20 protein-coding genes are annotated in these 20,463 nt (G+C 56.7%); 12 read left to right on the top strand and 8 right to left on the bottom strand.

Annotation, left to right across the window (positions count from 1 at the left end):
• The first annotated feature begins 274 nt into the window (after nt 1–274).
• Nucleotides 275–1,294, top strand: a complete 1,020-nt coding sequence (locus tag AAAH10_RS12160) for a LacI family DNA-binding transcriptional regulator (RefSeq protein ID WP_343563909.1) — start codon at nt 275–277, stop codon at nt 1,292–1,294.
• On the opposite strand, the gene AAAH10_RS12155 is transcribed toward AAAH10_RS12160, so the two are convergent.
• From AAAH10_RS12155 to AAAH10_RS12130, 6 genes are all read right to left on the bottom strand, one after another.
• Complete coding sequence (locus AAAH10_RS12155; RefSeq protein WP_343563906.1) at nt 1,291–2,919, bottom strand: S8 family serine peptidase; 1,629 nt, start codon at nt 2,917–2,919, stop codon at nt 1,291–1,293. The two genes, AAAH10_RS12160 and AAAH10_RS12155, sit on opposite strands and share 4 nt — an antisense overlap.
• A 2-nt stretch (nt 2,920–2,921) precedes the next feature.
• Nucleotides 2,922–3,602 carry a hypothetical protein gene (locus tag AAAH10_RS12150; RefSeq protein WP_343563904.1) on the bottom strand — a complete coding sequence of 227 codons (681 nt, stop codon included), beginning with the start codon at nt 3,600–3,602 and terminating at the stop codon, nt 2,922–2,924.
• Nucleotides 3,602–4,171, bottom strand: a complete 570-nt coding sequence (locus tag AAAH10_RS12145) for an RNA polymerase sigma factor (RefSeq protein ID WP_343563902.1) — start codon at nt 4,169–4,171, stop codon at nt 3,602–3,604. Before AAAH10_RS12145 ends, AAAH10_RS12150 begins: the two co-directional genes overlap by 1 nt.
• A gap of 50 nt (nt 4,172–4,221) precedes the next feature.
• On the bottom strand, nt 4,222–5,358 hold the full coding sequence (locus tag AAAH10_RS12140) for a hypothetical protein (RefSeq protein ID WP_343563900.1): 1,137 nt from the start codon (nt 5,356–5,358) through the stop codon (nt 4,222–4,224).
• Nucleotide 5,359: 1 nt separating this feature from the next.
• Nucleotides 5,360–7,420, bottom strand: coding sequence for a hypothetical protein (locus AAAH10_RS12135; protein WP_343563897.1), 2,061 nt, complete (start codon nt 7,418–7,420; stop codon nt 5,360–5,362).
• A gap of 198 nt (nt 7,421–7,618) precedes the next feature.
• Nucleotides 7,619–9,016 carry a hypothetical protein gene (locus AAAH10_RS12130; protein ID WP_343563895.1) on the bottom strand — a complete coding sequence of 466 codons (1,398 nt, stop codon included), beginning with the start codon at nt 9,014–9,016 and terminating at the stop codon, nt 7,619–7,621.
• A gap of 190 nt (nt 9,017–9,206) precedes the next feature.
• On the opposite strand from AAAH10_RS12130, the gene AAAH10_RS12125 reads away from it, so the two are divergent.
• The 5 genes from AAAH10_RS12125 to AAAH10_RS12105 are packed head-to-tail and all read left to right on the top strand — an operon-like array spanning nt 9,207 to nt 11,755.
• Nucleotides 9,207–9,419, top strand: a complete 213-nt coding sequence (locus AAAH10_RS12125; RefSeq protein ID WP_343563893.1) for a hypothetical protein — start codon at nt 9,207–9,209, stop codon at nt 9,417–9,419.
• A 3-nt stretch (nt 9,420–9,422) separates the two neighbouring features.
• Nucleotides 9,423–9,605, top strand: a complete 183-nt coding sequence (locus tag AAAH10_RS12120) for a hypothetical protein (RefSeq protein WP_343563891.1) — start codon at nt 9,423–9,425, stop codon at nt 9,603–9,605.
• Entirely contained in the window at nt 9,602–10,693 is a 1,092-nt protein-coding gene (locus AAAH10_RS12115; protein ID WP_343563889.1) for a Rieske 2Fe-2S domain-containing protein, read from the top strand. The genes AAAH10_RS12120 and AAAH10_RS12115 overlap by 4 nt, the downstream gene beginning before the upstream one ends.
• Nucleotides 10,690–11,487 (top strand): hypothetical protein, encoded by a 798-nt coding sequence (locus AAAH10_RS12110; RefSeq protein WP_343563887.1) that lies wholly within the window; start codon nt 10,690–10,692, stop codon nt 11,485–11,487. The genes AAAH10_RS12115 and AAAH10_RS12110 overlap by 4 nt, the downstream gene beginning before the upstream one ends.
• 16 nt (nt 11,488–11,503) lie before the next feature.
• Entirely contained in the window at nt 11,504–11,755 is a 252-nt protein-coding gene (locus AAAH10_RS12105) for a hypothetical protein (protein WP_343563885.1), read from the top strand.
• Here the strand turns inward: AAAH10_RS12105 and AAAH10_RS12100 are convergent.
• Nucleotides 11,752–12,675 carry a LysR substrate-binding domain-containing protein gene (locus AAAH10_RS12100; protein WP_343563883.1) on the bottom strand — a complete coding sequence of 308 codons (924 nt, stop codon included), beginning with the start codon at nt 12,673–12,675 and terminating at the stop codon, nt 11,752–11,754. The two genes, AAAH10_RS12105 and AAAH10_RS12100, sit on opposite strands and share 4 nt — an antisense overlap.
• Nucleotides 12,676–12,805: 130 nt before the next feature.
• Here AAAH10_RS12100 and amaB point away from each other — a divergent pair, with 130 nt between their 5' ends.
• A complete protein-coding gene (gene amaB, locus AAAH10_RS12095) occupies nt 12,806–14,314 on the top strand; it encodes an L-piperidine-6-carboxylate dehydrogenase (RefSeq protein ID WP_343563881.1) in 1,509 nt (502 codons plus the stop codon).
• A 45-nt stretch (nt 14,315–14,359) separates the two neighbouring features.
• Entirely contained in the window at nt 14,360–15,670 is a 1,311-nt protein-coding gene (locus AAAH10_RS12090) for an NAD(P)/FAD-dependent oxidoreductase (RefSeq protein ID WP_343563879.1), read from the top strand.
• Nucleotides 15,671–15,675: 5 nt separating this feature from the next.
• Here AAAH10_RS12090 and AAAH10_RS12085 read toward each other — a convergent pair whose 3' ends face one another.
• Entirely contained in the window at nt 15,676–16,566 is an 891-nt protein-coding gene (locus AAAH10_RS12085) for a LysR substrate-binding domain-containing protein (RefSeq protein WP_343563877.1), read from the bottom strand.
• Nucleotides 16,567–16,675: 109 nt separating this feature from the next.
• Between AAAH10_RS12085 and AAAH10_RS12080 the strand changes: the two genes are divergently transcribed.
• Genes AAAH10_RS12080 through AAAH10_RS12065 form a run of 4 tightly spaced genes read left to right on the top strand, consistent with a single transcriptional unit; the run spans nt 16,676 to nt 20,442 of the window.
• The gene (locus AAAH10_RS12080) at nt 16,676–18,004 is read left to right on the top strand and encodes a phenylacetate--CoA ligase family protein (RefSeq protein WP_343563875.1); all 1,329 of its coding nucleotides are present in this window, start codon (nt 16,676–16,678) and stop codon (nt 18,002–18,004) included.
• A 4-nt stretch (nt 18,005–18,008) separates the two neighbouring features.
• Nucleotides 18,009–18,767 carry an enoyl-CoA hydratase/isomerase family protein gene (locus AAAH10_RS12075; protein ID WP_343563873.1) on the top strand — a complete coding sequence of 253 codons (759 nt, stop codon included), beginning with the start codon at nt 18,009–18,011 and terminating at the stop codon, nt 18,765–18,767.
• Entirely contained in the window at nt 18,764–19,960 is a 1,197-nt protein-coding gene (locus AAAH10_RS12070; RefSeq protein WP_343563871.1) for an MFS transporter, read from the top strand. The genes AAAH10_RS12075 and AAAH10_RS12070 overlap by 4 nt, the downstream gene beginning before the upstream one ends.
• Nucleotides 19,961–20,001: 41 nt before the next feature.
• Entirely contained in the window at nt 20,002–20,442 is a 441-nt protein-coding gene (locus AAAH10_RS12065) for a hypothetical protein (RefSeq protein ID WP_343563869.1), read from the top strand.
• The last annotated feature ends 21 nt before the right edge of the window (nt 20,443–20,463 follow it).

Here is a 20,463-nt window from a genome sequence, read left to right as displayed (position 1 = left end):
ACAAAGGAAAACACACTCCTGCCAGCGCCTCCGAAGACGCCTGAACAGGGAGTGTACATCAAAACGAAGCGCATGAAAACGCTTTCAACAAACAGGCTACAGATGAAAGATTACAGGGATTTTACAGGAAATTAGAGATTTTCTTACAATTCATTTTTCCAAATTTCTCTTTATTATCAATAAAATATAAGGGATAATCTCTCCAGAACGTGAAAAACATATCCATGAAAACGTTTTCTTTTCAATGAAAACAATTGCATAAAGGTTTGAAACTGTGAGCAAGGTTACGATCAAGGATGTTGCGCGCGAGGCAGGCGTCTCTGCCGCCGCTGTGTCACGGGTCTTCAGCAAGAACGCCTCTGTATCCGAAACCATGCAGAAAAAGGTTTACGAAGCCGCCGACAAGCTTGGTTATCGCCCGAACGCCCTTGCCCGCGCCCTGACACAGACCAACATCAACCTCGTGGCCCTGATCACCGGAACCCTGCGGACAACCTTTGAAGCCCACCTGCGGGACCGGCTGGCCCAGAAGCTCAGCGAAGAGGGTCTGCAACTGCTCCTGATCCCCAAGCCGCAGGACGGAAAGATCGATGACGCCCTGATGACAGCCCTGGACTACCAGGTCTGCGCAACAATCGTTGCCCAGGGCAGCATGAGGCCGGAGACACTGGAACGTTACGCGCGTCACCAGGTTCCCCTGATCGTTTCAGGCAGCCGGGCCAAAGCGGTCAATCTTGATTCCATTGCGGCAGACAGCTCAACGGTCCGGACCGCAACAGAATTTCTGATCCGGAGCGGGTGCAAATCCATCGGCTATCTGGGAACAGAACACCGTCCGCCCTCTGACAGCGAACGACAGGCGGCCTGCGAAAAGGCTCTGGAGGCAGCAGGCCTCACCCTGCTGGGCCGGATCGGCTACAACACCGCGCATCCGGATTGTCCGGATCATATTCTGACCGGTCTGGGAAAACTGCGCTCTGCCGGAATGGACGGACTGATCTGCGCGAACGACACACTGGCCTATATGGCCCTGACGGCTGCGCGCAAGCTTCACATTCGCGTCCCGGACGAACTGTCGGTCGTCGGGTTTGACAACTCACGCAGCCTCGGACACGCACCGGATGTTCTCTCGACAATTCACTATCCGCTGGAAGAAACAGCCAACTGGATTGTCCAGCGCATTCTGGACAGACGAAAAACCCCCGACCTGCCGGGAGAACACAGGGAAGTCTCAACCCGTCTGATCCTCAGGGCAACAACCCGTCCCATCGAGGACCCGACAGAACTCAACTAGCAGCCGGGCGTGACCAGTCCCAGGCCAAAGGTGTTGTCCTTGCCGGCCTTGCCAAGATCAACAACGCGGCTCTTCATCAACTGATACAGCAGGGAGCGGGACAGCTTCCGGTTGCGCAACAGCATCTGCGCCCCTACGGCCATTGCCAGTGGCGAGGCAAAGGATGTTCCACTGGAATAGACGCCTCCTCCTTTGGCAGACGCGACCCAGAGGTCCACCCCCGGCGCCGTAAAGTCGACAAAGCCTCCCTGATTGGCATAGGCATAGGGACGCTTCAGCGCATCAATGGCAGAGACGGCAAAAACCCCGTTCTGTGCGGCCGGGTAGAAATCACGATCCCGCTGTCTGTTGTTGCCAACCGCCGCAAAGATCAGTGCCCCCTTTGCCACCGCCCGACCCACGGATTTGGACAGAACACCGTTGTTCTTCTGGGTCACCAGCGAAAGATTGATCAGGCGAACCTTCTGCTTCAAGGCCCAGTTCAGTGCAGGGACAATCGCACTGACCCGCGCGCCGCCCTTGGTTTTGAAACCCGCAATGGACTTGCGCACCACCACCCCCTGATAGAGCGTCACCCCGCGAATCAAACCGTTATAACCCTGAACGGGATTGGCCCCGATCAACAGGGACGCAATCGCCGTTCCGTGTTGTTCTTCAGGCCGATCCACCTTGTCCAGAAAGGATCTCTGAACAATCCGCTGCCCCTTGAAAGCCGGATGATTGCTTTTGACAGCACCATCGATCACGGCAACCGAAAAGTTCGTCCAGTCCTGTTCCGTCAGATTGCCTGCACAGGATTCATCCCAGCCCAGAACCTTCCGCGAATAGACACGGGGCCGTGCGGCTTCCTCAAGATCATCGTTCAAATCAACAACCGCGCGGGGGTAGCGTTTTTTCAAAGCCTCCAACTGCGGAAGGTCCCAGCCCTCCGGCGTTTTCAACCGCAACAGGGACAGCTCGAGAATATCCAGGAATTCAGCACTCAGCGTCTGCAGGCCGAAATCATCCCGAAGCTCCGCCTGCAGCTTGCCAAAATCGGCGCTCCCCTCGAACAGGATCACCAGCTCTCCGGCGGGTCTGTCCTGTTCATCACACAGGACAACATCCAGACCATGGCGCGTTGCAACCCCTTCAACAAGAAGACTGGCATAGCCCGACAGCTTTTCCGTCCAGAAGGCGTTCGGCAGACGGGTGACCAGCAGATTGCTGGCAACGCTGTCCTGCCTCAGCTCAAAGGATTTCCGGTTTTTGAATCGCAGCGACAGGCTTTTCCCCCTCAGCTGGTCCAGATCGCGGCCCGAGAAAACCAGCGAGGCCCCCCGCTGAAAACAGGCAGGCAGCGTCCCCGTGATTACAAAATCGCGCGGCTCTCCGGGGGCAGGGCGTGCTACAGGAGCAGGACGGGGAGGAACAGCAGGCTGCCTTCCCTGATCCTGTCCCGCTGCCGGATCAGGTTGATTCGGCCTGTTGTCGTTTGCATCCGGAATTGGATTGCCATTGGCATCAAGCGGCCGCTGGGCCGACACATTGCTCACGGACCCGAGCAGACAAAGAAACACAGCGGCAACAGCAAAGATCCTGACCAGAGAGGAAAGCAACCGTCCGGTTTGTGCAAGGCTCAACATGGTCACTCTCCGTTGATGGTGTGCCAGTATGCCGTCTCAACCAGATTTTTCCGGGCCAGGATCTTTTCCAGAACCGTTTCATCCCGCTTCGGAATTGCAACAGTATAAAAACCCAGTGCTGTTGGACCGTCGACAATCTGCCCCTCCACAGACAACAGAAGGGTCCGGATCTGCTCCTCCTCGGCTGTTGGCTGGAACGCAATTTGCAGCAGAACACCCTGTGCCGTCAGAGCTCCCCCTGTCCGGCTGGCTGTCTGAAGGGACTCCCGGGCTTCATCTCCGCGATAGAAAGGTGACTGAGGCAGGAAAAAAGCTGTCTGCAGGACAAGAACAAAACAGGCCGCCATGGCAACAATACGCCAGACAAAGGAACCTGAAGCAGCCCGACCCGGCTCATCATTTGCCGGTTGGGGCACAGAAACACCGGCACGTCTTTCGCTCTGCAATTCCCTTTGCAGGCGCTTCAGTCCCAGCTCACCGGGAGACTGCACGGATTCATTCCGTTCGTTGATCTCGTCACGGATACGTTCCAGCACAACGATCTCGTCGCGCCATTCGGGCTTTTCGTTCAAAGCCTGCTCAACCGCCATATGCTCCTGCTCGCTCAACGAACCGGCAACATAGAAAGGCAGGAGCTTCTCCAGCTCTTCTTCACTGTAGTCTCGATTTGTAGGCTCACTCATCACTCGGCTCCCATAAACCGTGACAGGCAATGCTTCATCGCCTGCTTGGCGTGGAACACCCGCGTCTTGACTGTATTTTCAGGGCAATCCAGTGCGACCGCAATCTCAGAATAGGGTTTTTCCTCGAAGAAAGCCAAATGCATCACAGCCTTCTGCACCGGTTTGAGCTGATCCAGACAATGCCTGACATGCTGCGCATTCTCTGCCTCTATCAGACAGGACATCGCATCAGGTCCTTCATCGGCCTGGTCTTCCCTGTGATCGTCCTCGCCAAACAGAACTTCCTTCTTTTTGCGGAAGCGATCAACAGTCTTGAAATAGGCAATTCCAAATAGCCAGGTTGACACTTTTGAGCGTCCTTCGAATGATCCGGCCTTGCGCCAGACCTCCATGAAGGTCTCATTAACTATGTCGGCAGCTTCAAAGGAATCGTTCATTTTCGAGAGAACAAAAAGATAAAGGCTCCGTTCGAACAAACGATAAAAGTCAGCGAGGGCCGCTTCACTGCCCTCGCTGATCTGTTCCAAAAGCTCACGCGCCCTTGCTTCATCCGCACGCTGCTTTGTCATACTCATACCCCTTATGGCAAAGCCGGAGGCCCTGCTTTTTCAGACCACTACTACCGCACAAAGAATCCGGTGCGTGGAGAAGCACCAATCAGATTGCCATTCCTGTCATAGGCAGAAAGCACCCATTCATAACGCTGTCCCGAAACAAGACCCTCCAGCGAAAAGTCCTGCAGCGACATCCTGATCTGCTGTCCTGTGACCTCCCGCGCCGAGATCCTGTTTTTCTCACCATCGCGGAAGAGACTGATCCGGTAAACCGCAGCATCCTCGACAGCTTCCCAGTTGAACACGGTGTCCGGCGTGATCAGGGCTTCTGCTGTCGGGGTAAAGGTTTCAATGTCCCGCGTGACCTCGCCCCGGGAGCCTTCAAGAACCACATAACGCAAAATCGGCAGTTCCACAGAAGCATCCTCGGTCTCGACAAAGAAGGTCAGCAGATAGAGGCCATTCCTGCTCGTGGGCAGAGGCGGGCTGAAGATACGGTTTCGGCCCTGTCCGGAACTGACCAGCGGACGACGAACGACTTCGAGAATGCGCCCTCTGGCCGAACCCTGACTGGCTGTCGGATCCACAATCCGCCACTCGGCATTCAACAGGCCGCTGCTGCGGAAATTCAGTTCGGCAACGGCACGCAGGACATCACCCTTGCGGGCTATCGCTGTGCGTGAATTGTTCTCGAACTTCAGATCAACCCGCGTAACAGACAGGGGACCAGCGTTGCCTGCTCCCGGTGTTACAGCAGCCTGGGCCGTGACAGGCCCGCCCTGGGTATCGGAGAAAAGCCGCTGCACAACAACAGTCCCGGGGGCTGCATTCAAGATCTGCCGCACCACAGCGGCATTGAAGGTCAGGGTCTCCTGAAAGATTACAGTCGTCACTGCACCCGGCAGCGTTGTGGAGGCCTGGGAGATCGTCCCCGCAAGGGTCTCGACAACCGATCCGCCAATGATCAGGGTTGCACTGTTGGAGGAAACAATTTCAGTCGTCGTCGGCGATCCCGTGGAGTTGGCGTTCGTTCTGTTCACACGCCAGATCACACTGACGCTGTTGCTGCCCTGCACCTGCAGAACAATCGGTGAAGGCGTCGAGGTGACAGAGTTCACTGTGGCATGGGCCTGCTGGAAACCCGCAAGGCAAAAAACCCCCAGCAGGACAACAAGACGTTTCAGGCTTGCGAGAACCGGCATCTCAGTATCCTCCAACACTGAACGGCGCTTTGACACGGAGGACAACAAAAAGCTGATACTCCGTTTCATTGATGCTTGTGTCGGTTGATTCATCGAAATCCTCCAGAGCCCCTTGCAATGCAACGGCAAAGCCGGGGCGGTTTGTTTCAGGAGGAAGAACGGTCCATTCAACCTCGCTGTTCAGAATATGGCTATCTGTTGAGTCGCCACTTCCGTTTGCAAGGTTCAAATTATAATCAAGCCCCCAGTCGAGAACATCAGGTATCAGCTCTGCCCGAAATCCCATGTTCATGTTGGTCGTATAGGAGTAACGGTCGAGGTCCTGATCTTCCAGAACGCCGAACTGGATACCGGAATTCAGATAGAGCCTCTCGTTGACCTGCCAGCCTGCAAAGACACCGGCAAGATTGCTGAGGGTGTCATTGCTGACATTCGTCTGGTCCACAAAACGCGAAACGCTGTAGGAGGCAGACCAGTTCCATTCTTCATAGCTGGAACCGCCCCCGAAGGAGAGAGACGAGGACTGAAGGTCCGTGTCCGGCCCCGTGTATCCGGCAGGCGTTTCTTCCCTGAAAAGGTCCGAGTGAAAACCCGAAGCAAAGAGATAGGGTGTCCCCAGCCACGCCAGATCATCTTCCTGACGGGAGAAGGAATAGTTCAAAGACCCGTCAATCGTGTTCAGCCTGTCCGTCGGGAGACTTTCCAGATCGTCAACATTGTTGGTTTCCGTCAGCAGGTTCAACCCGCCGGAAAAGGCGCCCCAGTAGAACAGCGCGTTCGCCGTCACGGCATCGCGGTCAACAGCCAGCCCCGGATTGGCCAGGGAATTGAAAAAGCTGTCCACCCTTTCGTATCCAAGCCCGGTCTCGATGTTGAAATTGCTCTCGTTGAGGATCAGGTCTTCCTCGAAAATGCGGTGATTGGCCTGAAGTCTGATTGCCTCGGCGCTGTCTTCCGGCGCCGCGCCGGCATTGCCGTCAAGATCTGTGCGGGTCAGGGCATAATCAGCCTTCAGACGAGTCTGGAGATTGTTAAAGCCCTTGGCAAGGGTCAGCCCCCAGCCCTGTCCTTCAGGCGTATCAATTCCACTCGACAACCCCTCTCCGCTGTCGTCACCCTCGCCCCGGTAGTAACTGCCCGTAAGGGTCAAGGCATCCGGGTTGTCTTCGGAGGAGAAGGGTCTGGCTGTCAGCTGGCCACCCTGCACCCTGTTCCTGCTGTCATTCAATCCGGTAAAATCCCGTGCTCCGACAAGGGAACGCGTGCTCAGGGCAAAGGCCCGGGCTTCCAGACGTCCGCGTGCATCGCCGATCCTGACAGAGCCACCGCGCCTGTAGAAATCAGACATCAGCAGACTGTTCTGCCCAACGGACTGATGCCCCAGCACAACGCCACCGCGAACGGCCTCCCCGTCATAGAGCGCCGAGATGTCGTATTCACCGATGTCCACAGCTCGTTCCGTCAGGGAAAGCTCCTGCTCGCTCTGGACCAGATAGTTCAAACGCGATTGAACCGTCCAGTTCCCGGCCTCAAGACCGGCGTTCAGATCACCGGCGCCCGAGAGGATGCCGTTGTCCGGATCACTGTCGAGATTGTTGTCGGCAAAACGGGCACTGAATTCAGTCAGAGTGTCCGCCCGGAAATAGGCGGAACGCAGAAACTGCTCGGCCTGGGCAATCCCGGGATCACTCTGTTCCAGCGCTTCAGGTCCGACAGATGGTGCCTCCTGCCCGGACGGAGCCCCCTCCAGGACAAAAGTCCACTCGCTGACCAGTTCTGAAGAACCGTCCTCCAGAATTCTGAAGAGACGCACCTGATGCTCCCCGCCACCAAAGTCTCTGAGCGGCTTGTAGGCAAGATTGCTTCCCTCCAGTTCAAGAAGGGAGGTCACATCCACTCCGTCAACCTCGACAGCAAGGGACGCCAGCGTGAAAAAATCAAGTTCGGAAGAGAATTCGATCAGAAGAGGCTGCGTCAGCTCTTCAGGTTCGGACAAACGAGCCTCGGGCAAACCGGCAGCAAAGACCTTCGCACCAAGGCACACCGAAAGGACAACGCCCAAAAGGCCTCCCCGTCCGCGCCTGTATAGTCGCCCCGCACAAAAACTCCCACTCATTTGGCCCCCGCTTTTACATAAGAGATTTTTGGCTCCTCTTATGCTCCCCAGAAATACAGCAATTTTCCTATATTTGGAATGTTGTTTTTAAAGAAAAAGACACAGGAGAAAGCCGATCTCCTGCGTCTCTGACTTTTCCGATGCTCAGTTTGTGGACCTGGTGCGCGTTGATCCGGTGCTTTGCGGAGCAACTTTCAGAACAGGCGTTTCCGGCGTGCTGTCATCAGCGCGGGACGGCTTTTTCAGCTGCACTCCGCTGTTTTTCTGAATCGGCAGAACCTTCAGTTTTGTCGTTTCACCGGTTCCGCTGTTGTCATAACCCTGAATGCCGTTGCCCTGATTGATCACTGCGTTCACCTGCGGAATACAGCGGTGCTTGAAAACAGCAGTGCCAAAATCCTGCAGCTCCGACATGGTCTCGCCAAGGCCCTGATTGCGGTAACGCCCCTTGATCCGCATATTGTGGCTGATGGTTTTGTTGGGTTGCCCCAGATAGGCCAGATCCTCGTATTGCAGAATTTCCCTGAGCGGGAAATAGAAGGAGACCGAACCGGGACCCTTGCCCGGATCATTGGCGATCCCCCCGATCGTCGCATACTCCATGTTGGTATCATTGTAGGTGTTGCTCTCTGCAACCACATAGAGGTCAACGATCCCCTTCATGTCCCCGCTGGCCTGGAAGGTGATATTGATTTTCGGATTGCTGTCCGGAATACATTTCCCGGTGTAGTTCTGTACGGCGATAAAATCGGCTGTCTCCAGCTTGAAAGGCTGGTCAACAGGGTCCGTGTTGTCATAGGCGTTTGGCAGCCCGCCACCCTGTGGAATCTGGGCATTGAGCAACGGCTTGTCCGTGACCTCGGGATCTCCTTCGTAACGGATGCGGATTGACGCCATCTCGACATCAAAGCCTGACTCATGGTTTTTCAGACTGTAATCGTTATAGATACCGGCCTTGGCGCAGGTTCCGCCCAGAGACAGAGGGCGCTTCACGACGACTTCCTGATCATTCTGATAGAACTCTTCAGCAGAGCCTCCACCCTGGACATGCGCATTGAACTTCTTCTGGATTTCAGCAACAGGGTTCAGCGCAATCACCGGACTGCCGGATGAAATCTTGCTGAGAGGAACGGAGAAGTTGTCCGGCGGTGTGGACTCGGCAATTCCGTTTTCCTCAACAGCCACACTGGCCGTTTGACTGTGTTTTGTCAGGGCCGTATTCAATGCCTTGTTGGCCGCAAAGGAAAGCGGGCCGTAATAGACATCAACGCTGGAAAGAAGCACCTTTTTCTTGTTCTTGCACTTGAGCCCACCGGAATAGGTGAAATCAACCGAATTGCCGACTGTCCCGAGCTGTACGCTGTTCACATGTTTTTGCGCTGCCATGTTCCGCACGGTAATCACGGCCTCAGAAGGAAGCTCCAGCTGTATGGACCGGACCATGTCAGACGTGCCGTGGCCAACCTGCTCGGCAAGTGCCGCTGTCTGGGAAACCCCGGAAACAAGCGCAGTACTCAGCGCGAAAAGCCTGAAAGAATTCATGAGAGGACACTCCATCATTGTCTTGCTTGTGTTTGTCGCACAGGAGCACAACGCTGCTGTTACAGGCTTTGTCGGGCATCACGTTTCCGGGGTTCATTTTTTACCACATTTTTTGAAAAAAATGATCTCTGCCCTGCTTTTCATGTTAAACTCCTCACACAAAAGACCTTTTATTTTCTGTAGTTTCATCATGCCTGAAACCATCGTCCTGATTCTGGAATACTATGGCTGGGCCGGACTGGCCGTTGCCGTGATTTTTCTCCTCTACGGGATTGATCGCGTCGTGCCCTCTGCCCGCGGTGTCTTCCTCTTCCGCCCTCTCGTCGCCCCCGGGGTTGTGCTCATCTGGCCACTGGTGCTCTGGCGGTGGTGGCTTCTTGCCAAAGACGAAAAGGGAGCCTGAAGCTTGAAACGGACAGTCCGCAATGGTCACTACAGAATCTGGTCCCTCCTCGGCCTGAGCCTGCCGGTGATCCTGCTGGGTCTCTACCTGACCCGTCAGCAACCCCCTGAGGCCGTGGCCATTCCGCTCGACGAAAAAGCCAGAGAAACACAAGAAACAAGTGCGCAGGACAGCAATCCCTCATGAGTGTAAAGTTCGAACCGGTCATCTGGAACCGCAGCAAACTGGGCTATGACCTTGTTTTGCTGGTTATGACCGGGCTCTATATCTACAGCTATCTGGATATTGCCCCGGCTTTCCAGGATGTCAGCAAACCCCTGGATGGAGCCATCATCCGCATGCAGGCCTTCGGAACCTGCGCCTTTTTGATGCTCAGCATGATTCTCTGTATCGGTCCGCTGGCAAGACTGGACACACGCTTCCTGCCCCTGCTTTACAACCGCCGGCACTTTGGTGTGATCACCTGTGCCATTGCGCTGGTACACGCAGAATATGTGCTGGGCTGGTACTTTGCCTTCAGCCCGACAGACCGCTTTGTTGCCCTGCTCGGGTCCAACACGAACTTTGACCAGTTCCATGGTTTCCCCTTTGAGGTTTTCGGAATTTTTGCCCTTTTTGTCATGCTGGTGATGGCACTGACCAGCCACGATTTCTGGCTGACCTTTCTCGGCCCGCCTCTGTGGAAGAAGATCCACATGGGCATCTATTTTGCCTATGCCGCGCTGGTTTTCCACATTGGTCTCGGCTACCTGCAAACCGCGAAAAATCCTGTGTTTGCCCTCGTTGCCGGGCTCTGCGTGACGGCGGTTTCACTCCTGCACTGGGTTGCAGCCCGCCGGGAACACGCCATTGACGAAGACATCGCGCAGGCCGATCAGCAGGATGATCGCTGGCTCTTTGCAGGCACTCTGGACGAAACCGTTGAAAACAAGGCCATCATTGTCACACCGCCGGAAGGCGACAAGATTGCAATCTTCCGCTATGGCAAGGGCAAGCTGTCCGCGCTGTCCAATGTCTGCGCACACCAGAACGGCCCGCTGGGTGAAGGACAGATCAAGTTCGGTTGCGTGACCTGTCCATGGCACGGTTTCCAGTACGATCCGGCAACAGGTCGGGCACCTGCGCCTTTCACGGAAAAGCTGCCGACCTATAACCTGAAGCTGGACGGGCACCGCATTCTTGTCGACAAGAACCCGAATGAACCCGGAACAGCCGTTGACCCCGTGATCATTCCCGCCGATTTTCTGGCAGGTGAGGAGGCTGCAACAGCATGAGTGCTCCCACTGCCAAACCCTCCGGTGCCAAGGCACCCTTTTTCATGGGCTGGGCTTCCAAACCGCCCAAGGCGCTGCGCCCCTTTCTCTGGATGATCTCTGCCCTGCTCATTGGCCTTGCGGCCGGGGCAGCCCTTTCAATCAGCTCGACCGTCAACAATCCCGGTGACGGCGGTTTTGTCTGGGGACAGCCCCAGAAGCTGGCCGGCGTGGTTCAGGCCTATCCCTATCCCCTGCTGCGCCTGCCTGCGGATGCCGATCATCCGGAACCCAGAACCATGTTGCTGGCCGGTCAGGGCAAAAGAGGGGCCCAGAAAAGAGCGGAACCTCTCAATGGACTGGCAGCCGAGGCTTCAGGTGTCCTGATCAAGCGGGGCGACATCGACATGCTGCAGGTCGGGGGCAAGATCAAGCTCCGCGCCAGTCAGGGTGAAGTCAATCCGGCGGCAGACAGTTTTGTTCCGGCTGATCCCGTTCCCCTTGGCCGATGGAAACTCAACGGCGAGATCTGTGACGGCAAATGCTATCAGGGTGCCATGCGACCGGGTCAGGGCCTCGCGCACAAGGCCTGCGCAAACCTCTGTCTGATTGGTGGCGCGCCCCCTGTCTTTGTTTCAACCGCCCCGGTGGATGGCAGTGTCTTTTTCCTGCTGGCAGACCAAAGCGGACAACCGCTTCCACAGGACTGGCTGCTGGACAGCACCGCTGTCTCTGTCAGTCTGGAAGGCGAGGTCACCCGCCTTGACAACATCCTGATTTTTGCTGTCGACACCAGCAGCCTGCAAAGACTGTAAAGGAAGACCAACAGGCATGAGCGAAGAACCAAAACCGGGCCTGAAAGACCACCTTCTGGCCCTTGTGATCACAGCACCCCTTCTTGCCGGGACAGCATGGCTTTATGATTTTCTGGGCCCCGTTTTCCGTCGCCCGCCCTTTAACGGAACCCTGCTGGCGGACCTGAGGCTGGTTGTCCCTGTTCTGCTGATCTTTGCCCTGCTGAGCGTCCTGCACTGGCTGGCCGGGCGCATTCAGGCCAAACGGGGCAAGGAAAGCCCCCACTAGCTGTTCCCGTCCCGGATTTCGTCCTGAAGCCAGCTCCTGAAGCGGACCAGTCCCGCGTTTTCCCCGTGGCGTTTCGGCCAGACCAGATAGTATTGCCCCAGCGAAACCGTTCTGGCCTCACAGGCCTGCATCAGGCGTCCCTGCTCGATTTCCTCCTTTGCCAGAAAGCTGGCAATCAGAGCCACACCAAGACCGTGAATGGCTGCCTGGGTCATGGTTGAGGACTGATCAAACAGCATCCCCTTCAAATCGGTCGCCGGACAGCCCTGTAGTTCAAACCACTGCTCCCACGATTCCGGATGGGTATCGAGATGCAGGAGCGGCTGTCTTGTGAGCTCGAGGGGATCACTGACAGGCTGTTTCAGCAGGGAAGGCGCACAGACCGGGATGACCTGTTTGGCCATCAGGGGCAGAACATCCAGTTCAGCCTTTTCCCGTGTCCCCCAGTCCCGGGGACTCCAGTGTCTGGACCCGAAATGGATCGCAGCCGTCACGCCCGAGCTGTCAAAGTCAAAGGGATTGGTGTGTGTTTGCAGGTTCAGCGACACACCCGGATTGCGCCCCACAAAGGATTTCAGGCGGGGCGTCAGCCAGTGCATCCCGAACGCCGGCTGCATGGAAAGCGTCAGGCCTCCCCCTGTCGGATTGGCTTTCAGTTTCAGCGAGGACTGTGCAAGACGCTGCAACAGTTCGCGCACCTCCGACACGTACTCCCGGGCTGAAGGGGTCAGTTGCAGACGCATGGCATCGCGACGGATCAGGGACACTCCCATCTGTTCTTCCAGCGCCTTGAGCTGTCTGCTGACAGCACCCTGCGTCAGGGCCAGTTCCTCCGCCGCTGCAGAGGCACTTCCAAGGCGATCGACAGCTTCCAGTGCCAGAAGCGATGCAAGCGAGGGCAGGAAACGACGGGGCAGCATTATGATTTTTCCTCATACCTTTTCGACAGACTATCAATAGCCTTTCATGACTCAAGGTGCAATTATGCTGATCAACAGAAACTCGGGTCATGCAGCATTCGCATGACTTTCCTTTTGAAAGGCAGGCCTCATGGCACAGACACACCAGGACATTCTCCGCGCTTGCGGCTTGAGCGAAGCACAAACCACAGGGGGAAGCCTGAAGGTTTTCACACCTGTTGACGGCAGTGAAATTGCAGCACTGACAGAACACAGCCTTGCTGAAACAGAAAGCTCCATTGCCAAAGCCAGGGACGCATTCCTGAAATGGCGCAAGGTTCCTGCCCCGCGCCGTGGCGAGCTTGTTCGCCTCCTCGGGGAAGCCCTGCGCCGTGAAAAGGAAAACCTCGGCAGACTGGTCACACTGGAATGCGGGAAGATCTATCAGGAAGGTCTTGGCGAAGTGCAGGAGATGATCGATATCTGTGACTTTGCCGTTGGCCTCAGCCGTCAGCTTTACGGTCTGACCATCGCCTCCGAACGCCCGGGTCACTCCATGCGCGAAACGTGGCATCCGATGGGCACCTGCGGGATCATTACGGCGTTCAACTTCCCCGTTGCTCCCTGGTGCTGGAATGCCGCCCTTGCACTTGTCTGCGGCGATCCCGTCATCTGGAAGCCATCGGAAAAGACGCCGCTGACCGGTCTTGCCGTTCAGAAAATCTGTGAAGACGCCATGAAAGAATTTGGCGATGACGCACCGGACGGACTGATCCAGGTCCTGATCGGAGACCGCGACCTGGGCGAGGCCCTGACAGCGTCAAAAGACGTTCCCATCATTTCAGCAACCGGTTCTGTTCCGATGGGACGCGCCGTTGCCGGCGACATGTCCAAGCGTCTGGGGCGCACCATTCTGGAACTGGGTGGCAACAACGCCATGATCGTGGCTCCGTCTGCCGATCTGGAAATGGCGCTTCGTGCAATTGTCTTCTCTGCGGTTGGAACAGCCGGTCAGCGTTGCACCACCCTGCGCCGTCTGATTGTCCACAAGGATGTCTATGACAAGCTGATTCCACGCCTTGTGTCTGTCTATGAAAAGCTGCCAATCGGTGATCCTCTTGCAAACGGCACCCTGATCGGCCCCCTGATCGATGAGGCCGCAGCCGATGCAATGCACAGCTCTCTGGAACAGGCACAGAAAGAAGGCGGAACCGTTCACGGTGGCGGCAAGGCCATGGCAGACAGCTATCCGGATGCAGCCTATGTTCACCCTGCCATTGTCGAGATGCCGTCCCAGACAGACATCATGTATCACGAAACCTTCGCGCCAATCCTCTATGCGATCAAGTACGAGGATCTGGACGAGGCCATCGCGCTGCAAAACGACGTCCCTCAGGGGCTGTCTTCCTGTATCTTCAGCACCGACGTCCGCGAGACAGAATACTTCTTGTCTTCCGTTGGTTCGGACTGCGGCATTGCAAATGTCAACATCGGTCCGTCCGGTGCAGAAATCGGCGGAGCCTTCGGCGGTGAGAAGGAGACCGGCGGCGGCCGCGAGAGTGGCTCTGACGCCTGGAAAGGCTACATGCGTCGCCAGACCAACACGGTGAACTATTCCCGCGAGCTGCCTCTGGCTCAGGGCATCAAGTTCGACATCTGACCACCTGATGAACCGGGAGAGGGAGCCTGTGCTCCCTCTTTTGACATGACGCTTTCCCCGAATCCAAACAGCAAGGACAGCAACCACGGCAATCTCTGGCACGAGAGCTGTCAGGAACAGGTTGCCGCGCCTGCACTTTGCGATGACCTTTCTGTCAATCTTCTGATTGTCGGCGGAGGCTTTACCGGTGTGTCCGCAGCCTGGCACGCAACCTGTCAGGGAGCCTCGGTTGCCCTGCTGGAAGCCCGGTCCATTGGCTTTGGCGGGTCGGGACGCAATGTCGGGCTCGTCAACGCGGGATTGTGGCTGCCGCCGCAGGATGTGCGCAAAAGCCTCGGGGAAGAGGTCGGGACGAAGCTCAACACAGCGCTGGGCCAAGGGCCCGATCTGGTTTTCAACCTTATAGAGGATAACTCCATCCTCTGTGAGGCAACACGGGCAGGCTCCCTGCACTGCGCCCATGCGCCTTCGGGCATGACGGATCTCGAAAAACGCTTCAGCCAGTTGCAGGAGATGGGGGCTCCCGTCAGGCTTCTGAACAGAGAGGAAGCACGGGCACGCACAGGCTCGCCTGCTGTCCATGGCGCCTTGTTTGACGCCCGCGCCGGCACAATCCAGCCACTGGGATTCGTACGCGGACTGGCCAGGGCCGCAATGGCAAAGGGCGCAAAACTCTATCAGGACAGCCCGGCAAGCTCGATCCGTCACGATGGAAACCACTGGATTGCCCGAAGCGCAAAAGGGTCTGTCAGGGCAGACAGACTGATCATGGCGACCAATGCCTATCACAGCCCCGCACAGGGCGACATCCCGGCACCCTCCTTCAGCCCGGTTCACTATTTCCAGATGGCGACCGCCCCCCTGAGTGACAACCTCAGAGGCCAGATCATGGCCGGCGGCGAAGGATGCTGGGACACGGCAACAGTCATGTCCTCGTTCAGGCTGGATGCTGCCGGACGTCTGCTCCTTGGCGGGATCGGCAATCTCGACAGTTCGACAGGCACCGTCCACAGAAGCTGGGCACAGCACAAGCTGAAACAGCTCTATCCCATGCTTGCCGATACCCCGTTTGAACAGGGCTGGTGTGGACGGATCGCCATGACGGGAGATCACATTCCCAAAATCACCCGTATCGGTCCCGGGGCCCTGATGGCTCACGGTTATTCCGGTCGCGGCATTTCTCCGGGCACTGTCTTTGGCAAGGCTATGGCCGAAGCCCTTCTCTCCGGTGATGAGAGCACACTGCCCCTGCCCGCCGGCGCGACGCCCTATCGGGAAAGTTTTCCGGAAGCAAAAGAACTGTTCTACGAAGCCGGAGCCACGGCATTTCACCTCAAGGGAAGGCTGCTGGGATAACGGGATTATCCATGCAGCCAGCTTATGACAGACTCCAGATCTTCCGACTCCCAGACATCGCGATTGACCACGGAATAGTATCCGCTGCCGGTCTCGATTTCATCCGGGACCGGTGCAACCAGCCAGCCGCGCTCCAGAAACTCGTCAACAATGTTCTGCCAGCCAATGGCAATTCCCTGTCCCGCCAGAGCAGCCTGCAAGGCCAGCGTGTAGTTGTTGAACCACAGAACCTTTGGCTGCCCTCCTTCCACACCACAATGCTTCAGGAAGTTTTCCCAGCTCATCCATTGCTGAGTGCCGGATGCAACATGCAGCAGACGATGCTGCAGCAAATCCTGTGCAGAGGTCAGGGGAGCGCTTCGTTCCAGATAGTCCGGGCTGCAGACAGCAAAGCACCTTTCCCCGAAAAGCAGACGCGCCTCGCCGTCTTTCCACTTGCCGTTTCCGAAGCGGATCGCAATTTCAGGCTCCTGGTCCGACAGGGTTTTCTGATCCTCCAGTGTCTGAACCGCCAGTGACAGATCAGGTTGCGCTCCCTGCAGTGTTTCCAGTTTCGGCATCAACCAGTAGGCCGCAAGTCCGTAGTTCGCATAAAGGGTGATCGTTTTCGCGGTTTCGGCACCCGACAGCTGCCGCCCGGTGGTGGCAATCAGATCGAACCCTGTGACCACGGCCTCGTAATAGTGCTGTCCGGCTTCGGTCAGAATGACCTTGCGATGCTCGCGCCTGAACAGCGTGATTTTCAGATCATCCTCAAGCATGCGAACCTGACGGCTGATTGCCGGCTGGCTGACCTGCAGTTCGCGGGCTGCGCGGGTAAAGCTGCCCAGGCGTGCAGCGGCTTCAAAAGCCAGCAGGGAACGGAGCGGAGGAAGAGTACGGACAAGATTTTGCATAAGCTGATTGTATGCAAAACATGATTTTTTTCAATCTGCACAAAGGAAGGTTTTTCTTTCAACAATGAAAGCAGGAAAGCCCCCTGACACGATTGAAAGAGTCCTGCAGATGAACCGCCTCTACTGGGATGAAGAACTCGAAACACTCCCGCCGGAAGAACTGAAGCGCTTCGAGGCGCCTCTGCTGGCTGAACAGATGTCCTACCTTTACAACAGTTCGCCCTTTTACCGCGAAAGATTCGATCAGGCAGGCATCTCTCCGGACAGGATCACCTGCCACGAAGCGCTGGAGACCCTTCCCTTCACAGAAAAGCGGGATCTGGCACAGACACAGCTGGCAGGTGCTCTCATCGGTCCGCACCAGTGTGCGCCGAGGGAGGATATCGTCCGTCTTGTCGGCACAGGCGGAACAAGCGGGAAACCCATGCGCATCGGCTGGACACGCGAGGATATCCACGCCTACAACGAAATGGGGGCAAGGGCTCTCTGGATTTTGGGATGCCGCCCCGGCGATCTGGTCCTGAACTGCTTCAACTATTCGATCTATGCCGGTGGCGTTATGGATCACATGTCCTTTGAACATCTGGGAGCCTCGATCATGGCTTACAGTGTCGGGAAATCACGCGCCCTGCTGGAGATGTATGCAGACCTGCCCGGTGACAAGTGCCTCTACTCCACACCCTCCTACGCCGTACGTCTTGCCGAGGTCGCTGCCGAGGCCGGGATCAATCCACGCGATCTCGGAATCAGGAAAGGCTTTTTCTCGGGCGAGGCCGGACTTCAGGTTCCGGGATACCGCCAGAAGATCGAGCAGACCTGGGGCATGAGCACGCACGATCTTTACGGCATTGCCGAACTGGGATGCCAGAGCGCCGAATGCGAGCATCACAACGGGATGCACTTTTGCGGAGGCGGCTATGTCATTGCCGAGCTGATCGACCCCGATACCGGCGCCGTCAAAACAATGCGCGATGGTGAAAAGGGTGAACTGGTCTACACCTCCATTCGCCGGAAAGCTTCGCCGCTGCTGCGCCTGCGCAGTCACGACTTTGTCGAGGTCCAAAACGAAAAATGCGCCTGCGGGCGGACCTCCTTCCGCTTCCACACGCGCGGACGCAGTGACGACATGTTCGTGGTCAAGGGAGTCAATATCTTCCCGACTTCCATTCAGACAATCCTTCATGACGTCCCGGAGCTCAGCGGGGAGTTCCGGATCATTCTCGACAACCCTCCACCCTTCGACTACGCCCCGCGCCTGCAGGTTGAAGTCAGCCGTGAGACACCGGGCGAACGTCACCAGAACCTCACCCACGAAACCGAGATCCTCATTGCCCGCAAGGCAGGCTTTGCGACCAGGGTTGAACTGGTGGAACAGGGAACCATCGCATCCGAGCACAAGACAAAACGCGTTATCAGAAACTATCAGTCCCAGGAGTAGAACCATGACCATTCAAACAGACATCCACAATGCTGTTCTCCGGATCACCCTGAACCGTCCTGAAGCCCTGAATGCCTTTGACATTCCCGACCTGCAGAAGCTGGCCGGGATCCTGACCGACGCCAAAAGCAACCCGGAGGTCCGTGCGGTTACCATCACCGGGACAGGGCGCGCCTTCAGCGCCGGTGCAGATATCAAGGCCATGGAGCAGATGTCCGAAGAGGACTTCGCCCGCGCAGCCTCCCTCTATCAGGAGCTGGCGCGCATCAGCCAGGATCTGGACAAGCCGATGATTGCAGCGATTAACGGGTTCGCTCTGGGAGGCGGACTGGAAATCGCCCTGATGTGTGATCTGCGGATTGCAGGCAAGGCCGCGAAGCTTGGACTGCCTGATGCCTACATGGGTTTCAGCCCGACGGGTGGACTGACATGGCTCCTGACCCGCATGGTCGGATTGTCTGTTGCCATGGATATGGCCCTGACAACCGATATGCTGGATGCAGGGGAAAGCCTGCGGGTAGGACTGGTCAGCCGTGTCGTCGAAGACGGAGACCTGCTCCCGACAGCACAGGAACTGGCCGAGCGCATGGCTTCCTTCCCCAAAACAGGGCTGCGCAACATCAAGCGCTCCTTCCTCGCCGCTGCCGATGCCGATTTCAGCACGGTGCTGACACTGGAAGAAGCCTATGACTCCGATTGTTTCAGATCAGAAGAGACACAGGCCGCTCTCAAGGCCTTCATTGATTCCCGAAAAAGGAAATGAACGAGGCCCGCAACATGCATCCCGAAGAGGAAAAAACGGGGAAGCCTCTGGTCGCCATGACCGCACTGCTGCTGCTTTCCCTGTCCCTGGGTTCCCTTCATTCCTTCTCGGTGCTGCTCCCTGCTCTGGAAGAGAGCATGAACACAAGCCGGGGAATGGCCAGCATGAGCTATTCCCTTGCCCTTGTGGTTCTGGCTGCAACGGTCCTTCTCGGCCCCCGGTTTTATGATGCACTGCCTTCTTCTGTGCTTGCTCTGATCACAGGGATCACAGCTTCACTCGGTTGCCTGCTTGCGGCCCTTGCCTCCGATCTTTTGGCTGTCTGGCTGGGTTACGGGCTGCTCTTCGGAGCTGCAAACGGTCTGGGCTACGGCTTCGCCCTGCAATTCTCGGCACAGCTGTTCCCGAACAAGGGGGGAAGTGCCATGGGGATGATCACCGCTGTCTACGCAACAGGTGCATTGCTTTCACCGCCCCTGTTTGCCCATGCCCTTTCACTGGGCGGCTGGCAAAGTGCGCAACTGGTCTCGGCGGCCCTGCTGCTGTGCACCGGCCTGCTGGCCTGCCTTCTGTTGAAGGAAAGTGCACTGTCCTTCGCCTATGCAAAAGAGCAAGGCACAACAGAAGCCTGCAGAACTCCGGCTGGTCTGAGAAAGATCGCCTTCCTGTGGATTGCCTTTGGCTGTGCTGTGACCAGCGGCTTGATGGTCATGGGACACGCCGTTGGTCTTTCGGCGAGTCTGGGACTGGCAGAAGAGTGGTTCATGGCGGTTCCCATGCTGGTTGCAGGCAGCAATCTGGCAGGCAGTTTTCTTTGCGGCATTCTTCAGGACAGACTGAAAGGTCGCTGTGTCCCTGCAACACTCGCCCTGCTGAATTCAGTAGCCCTGATCATCATGATCATCGTTCCCGATCCCCTGCTGACCCTCGCCGTTCTGTCTTTCGCAGGGTTTGTCTATGGTGGAACTGTTACCAGCTACCCTGCCTTTTTGTCCCGGGAACACAACAGCAGGGACAGCGCCGCGATCTTCGGAAAGGTTTTTACAGCCTGGGCCGTCGCAGGCTTCGCAGGACCGGCACTGGCCGGTTTTCTCTTTGACATGCAGGGGAACTATACCGACGCCCTGCTCTTTGCTGCCCTGCTGGGATTTGTGTCTGCCCTTGCCTTAAATTTGCCAAAAGAATCAGCCTAGATCCTTCTTGAAAAATTTTTTCAGGAATGCATAGTGGCCGCATGTTTAAAAAGTTGCTGAACCTTCTGATTGCGCTTGCCTTTCTGTTTCCGCTCAGTGCGGAAGCAATGGGCAACCACACTCTGAATCATGCACTGCACAACATTTACGACCAGCATCTTGGCAACACAGGCCATGTTCACGGCGAACACAGCCACGATCTGAGCCCGGTCTTTTCCGAACAGGGAAAACCCCATCCGATTGTCAATGTGGCCGAAGCTTTCTATTCGGACACCTTCAGTTCAAAAAGCGCCGCTCAGAGCCAGAAAAGCTCCAAGACATCCCAGTCCGATGTCTTCAAGCTGCAGCTCCTGCTTCTGGGAACCCTGCTTTCTTCGGCCCCGGGCAGCCAGGCACAGGCCGGACATCCGGTCTTTGAAGAGTCTGCCTCTCTTCCCTCCCAACAGGACCTCTATCTGAAAACGCAGAGATTGCGGATTTAAGCCGTCAGGCTTGATCCCTTA

The organism is Carbonatibacter coralli (genome assembly GCF_039592655.1).
In the GTDB taxonomy this organism is placed as follows: domain Bacteria; phylum Pseudomonadota; class Alphaproteobacteria; order Kiloniellales; family Kiloniellaceae; genus Carbonatibacter; species Carbonatibacter coralli.
The sequence above is the reverse complement of the archived record's forward strand: the minus strand, read 5'-3'. Positions and strand labels throughout refer to the sequence as shown.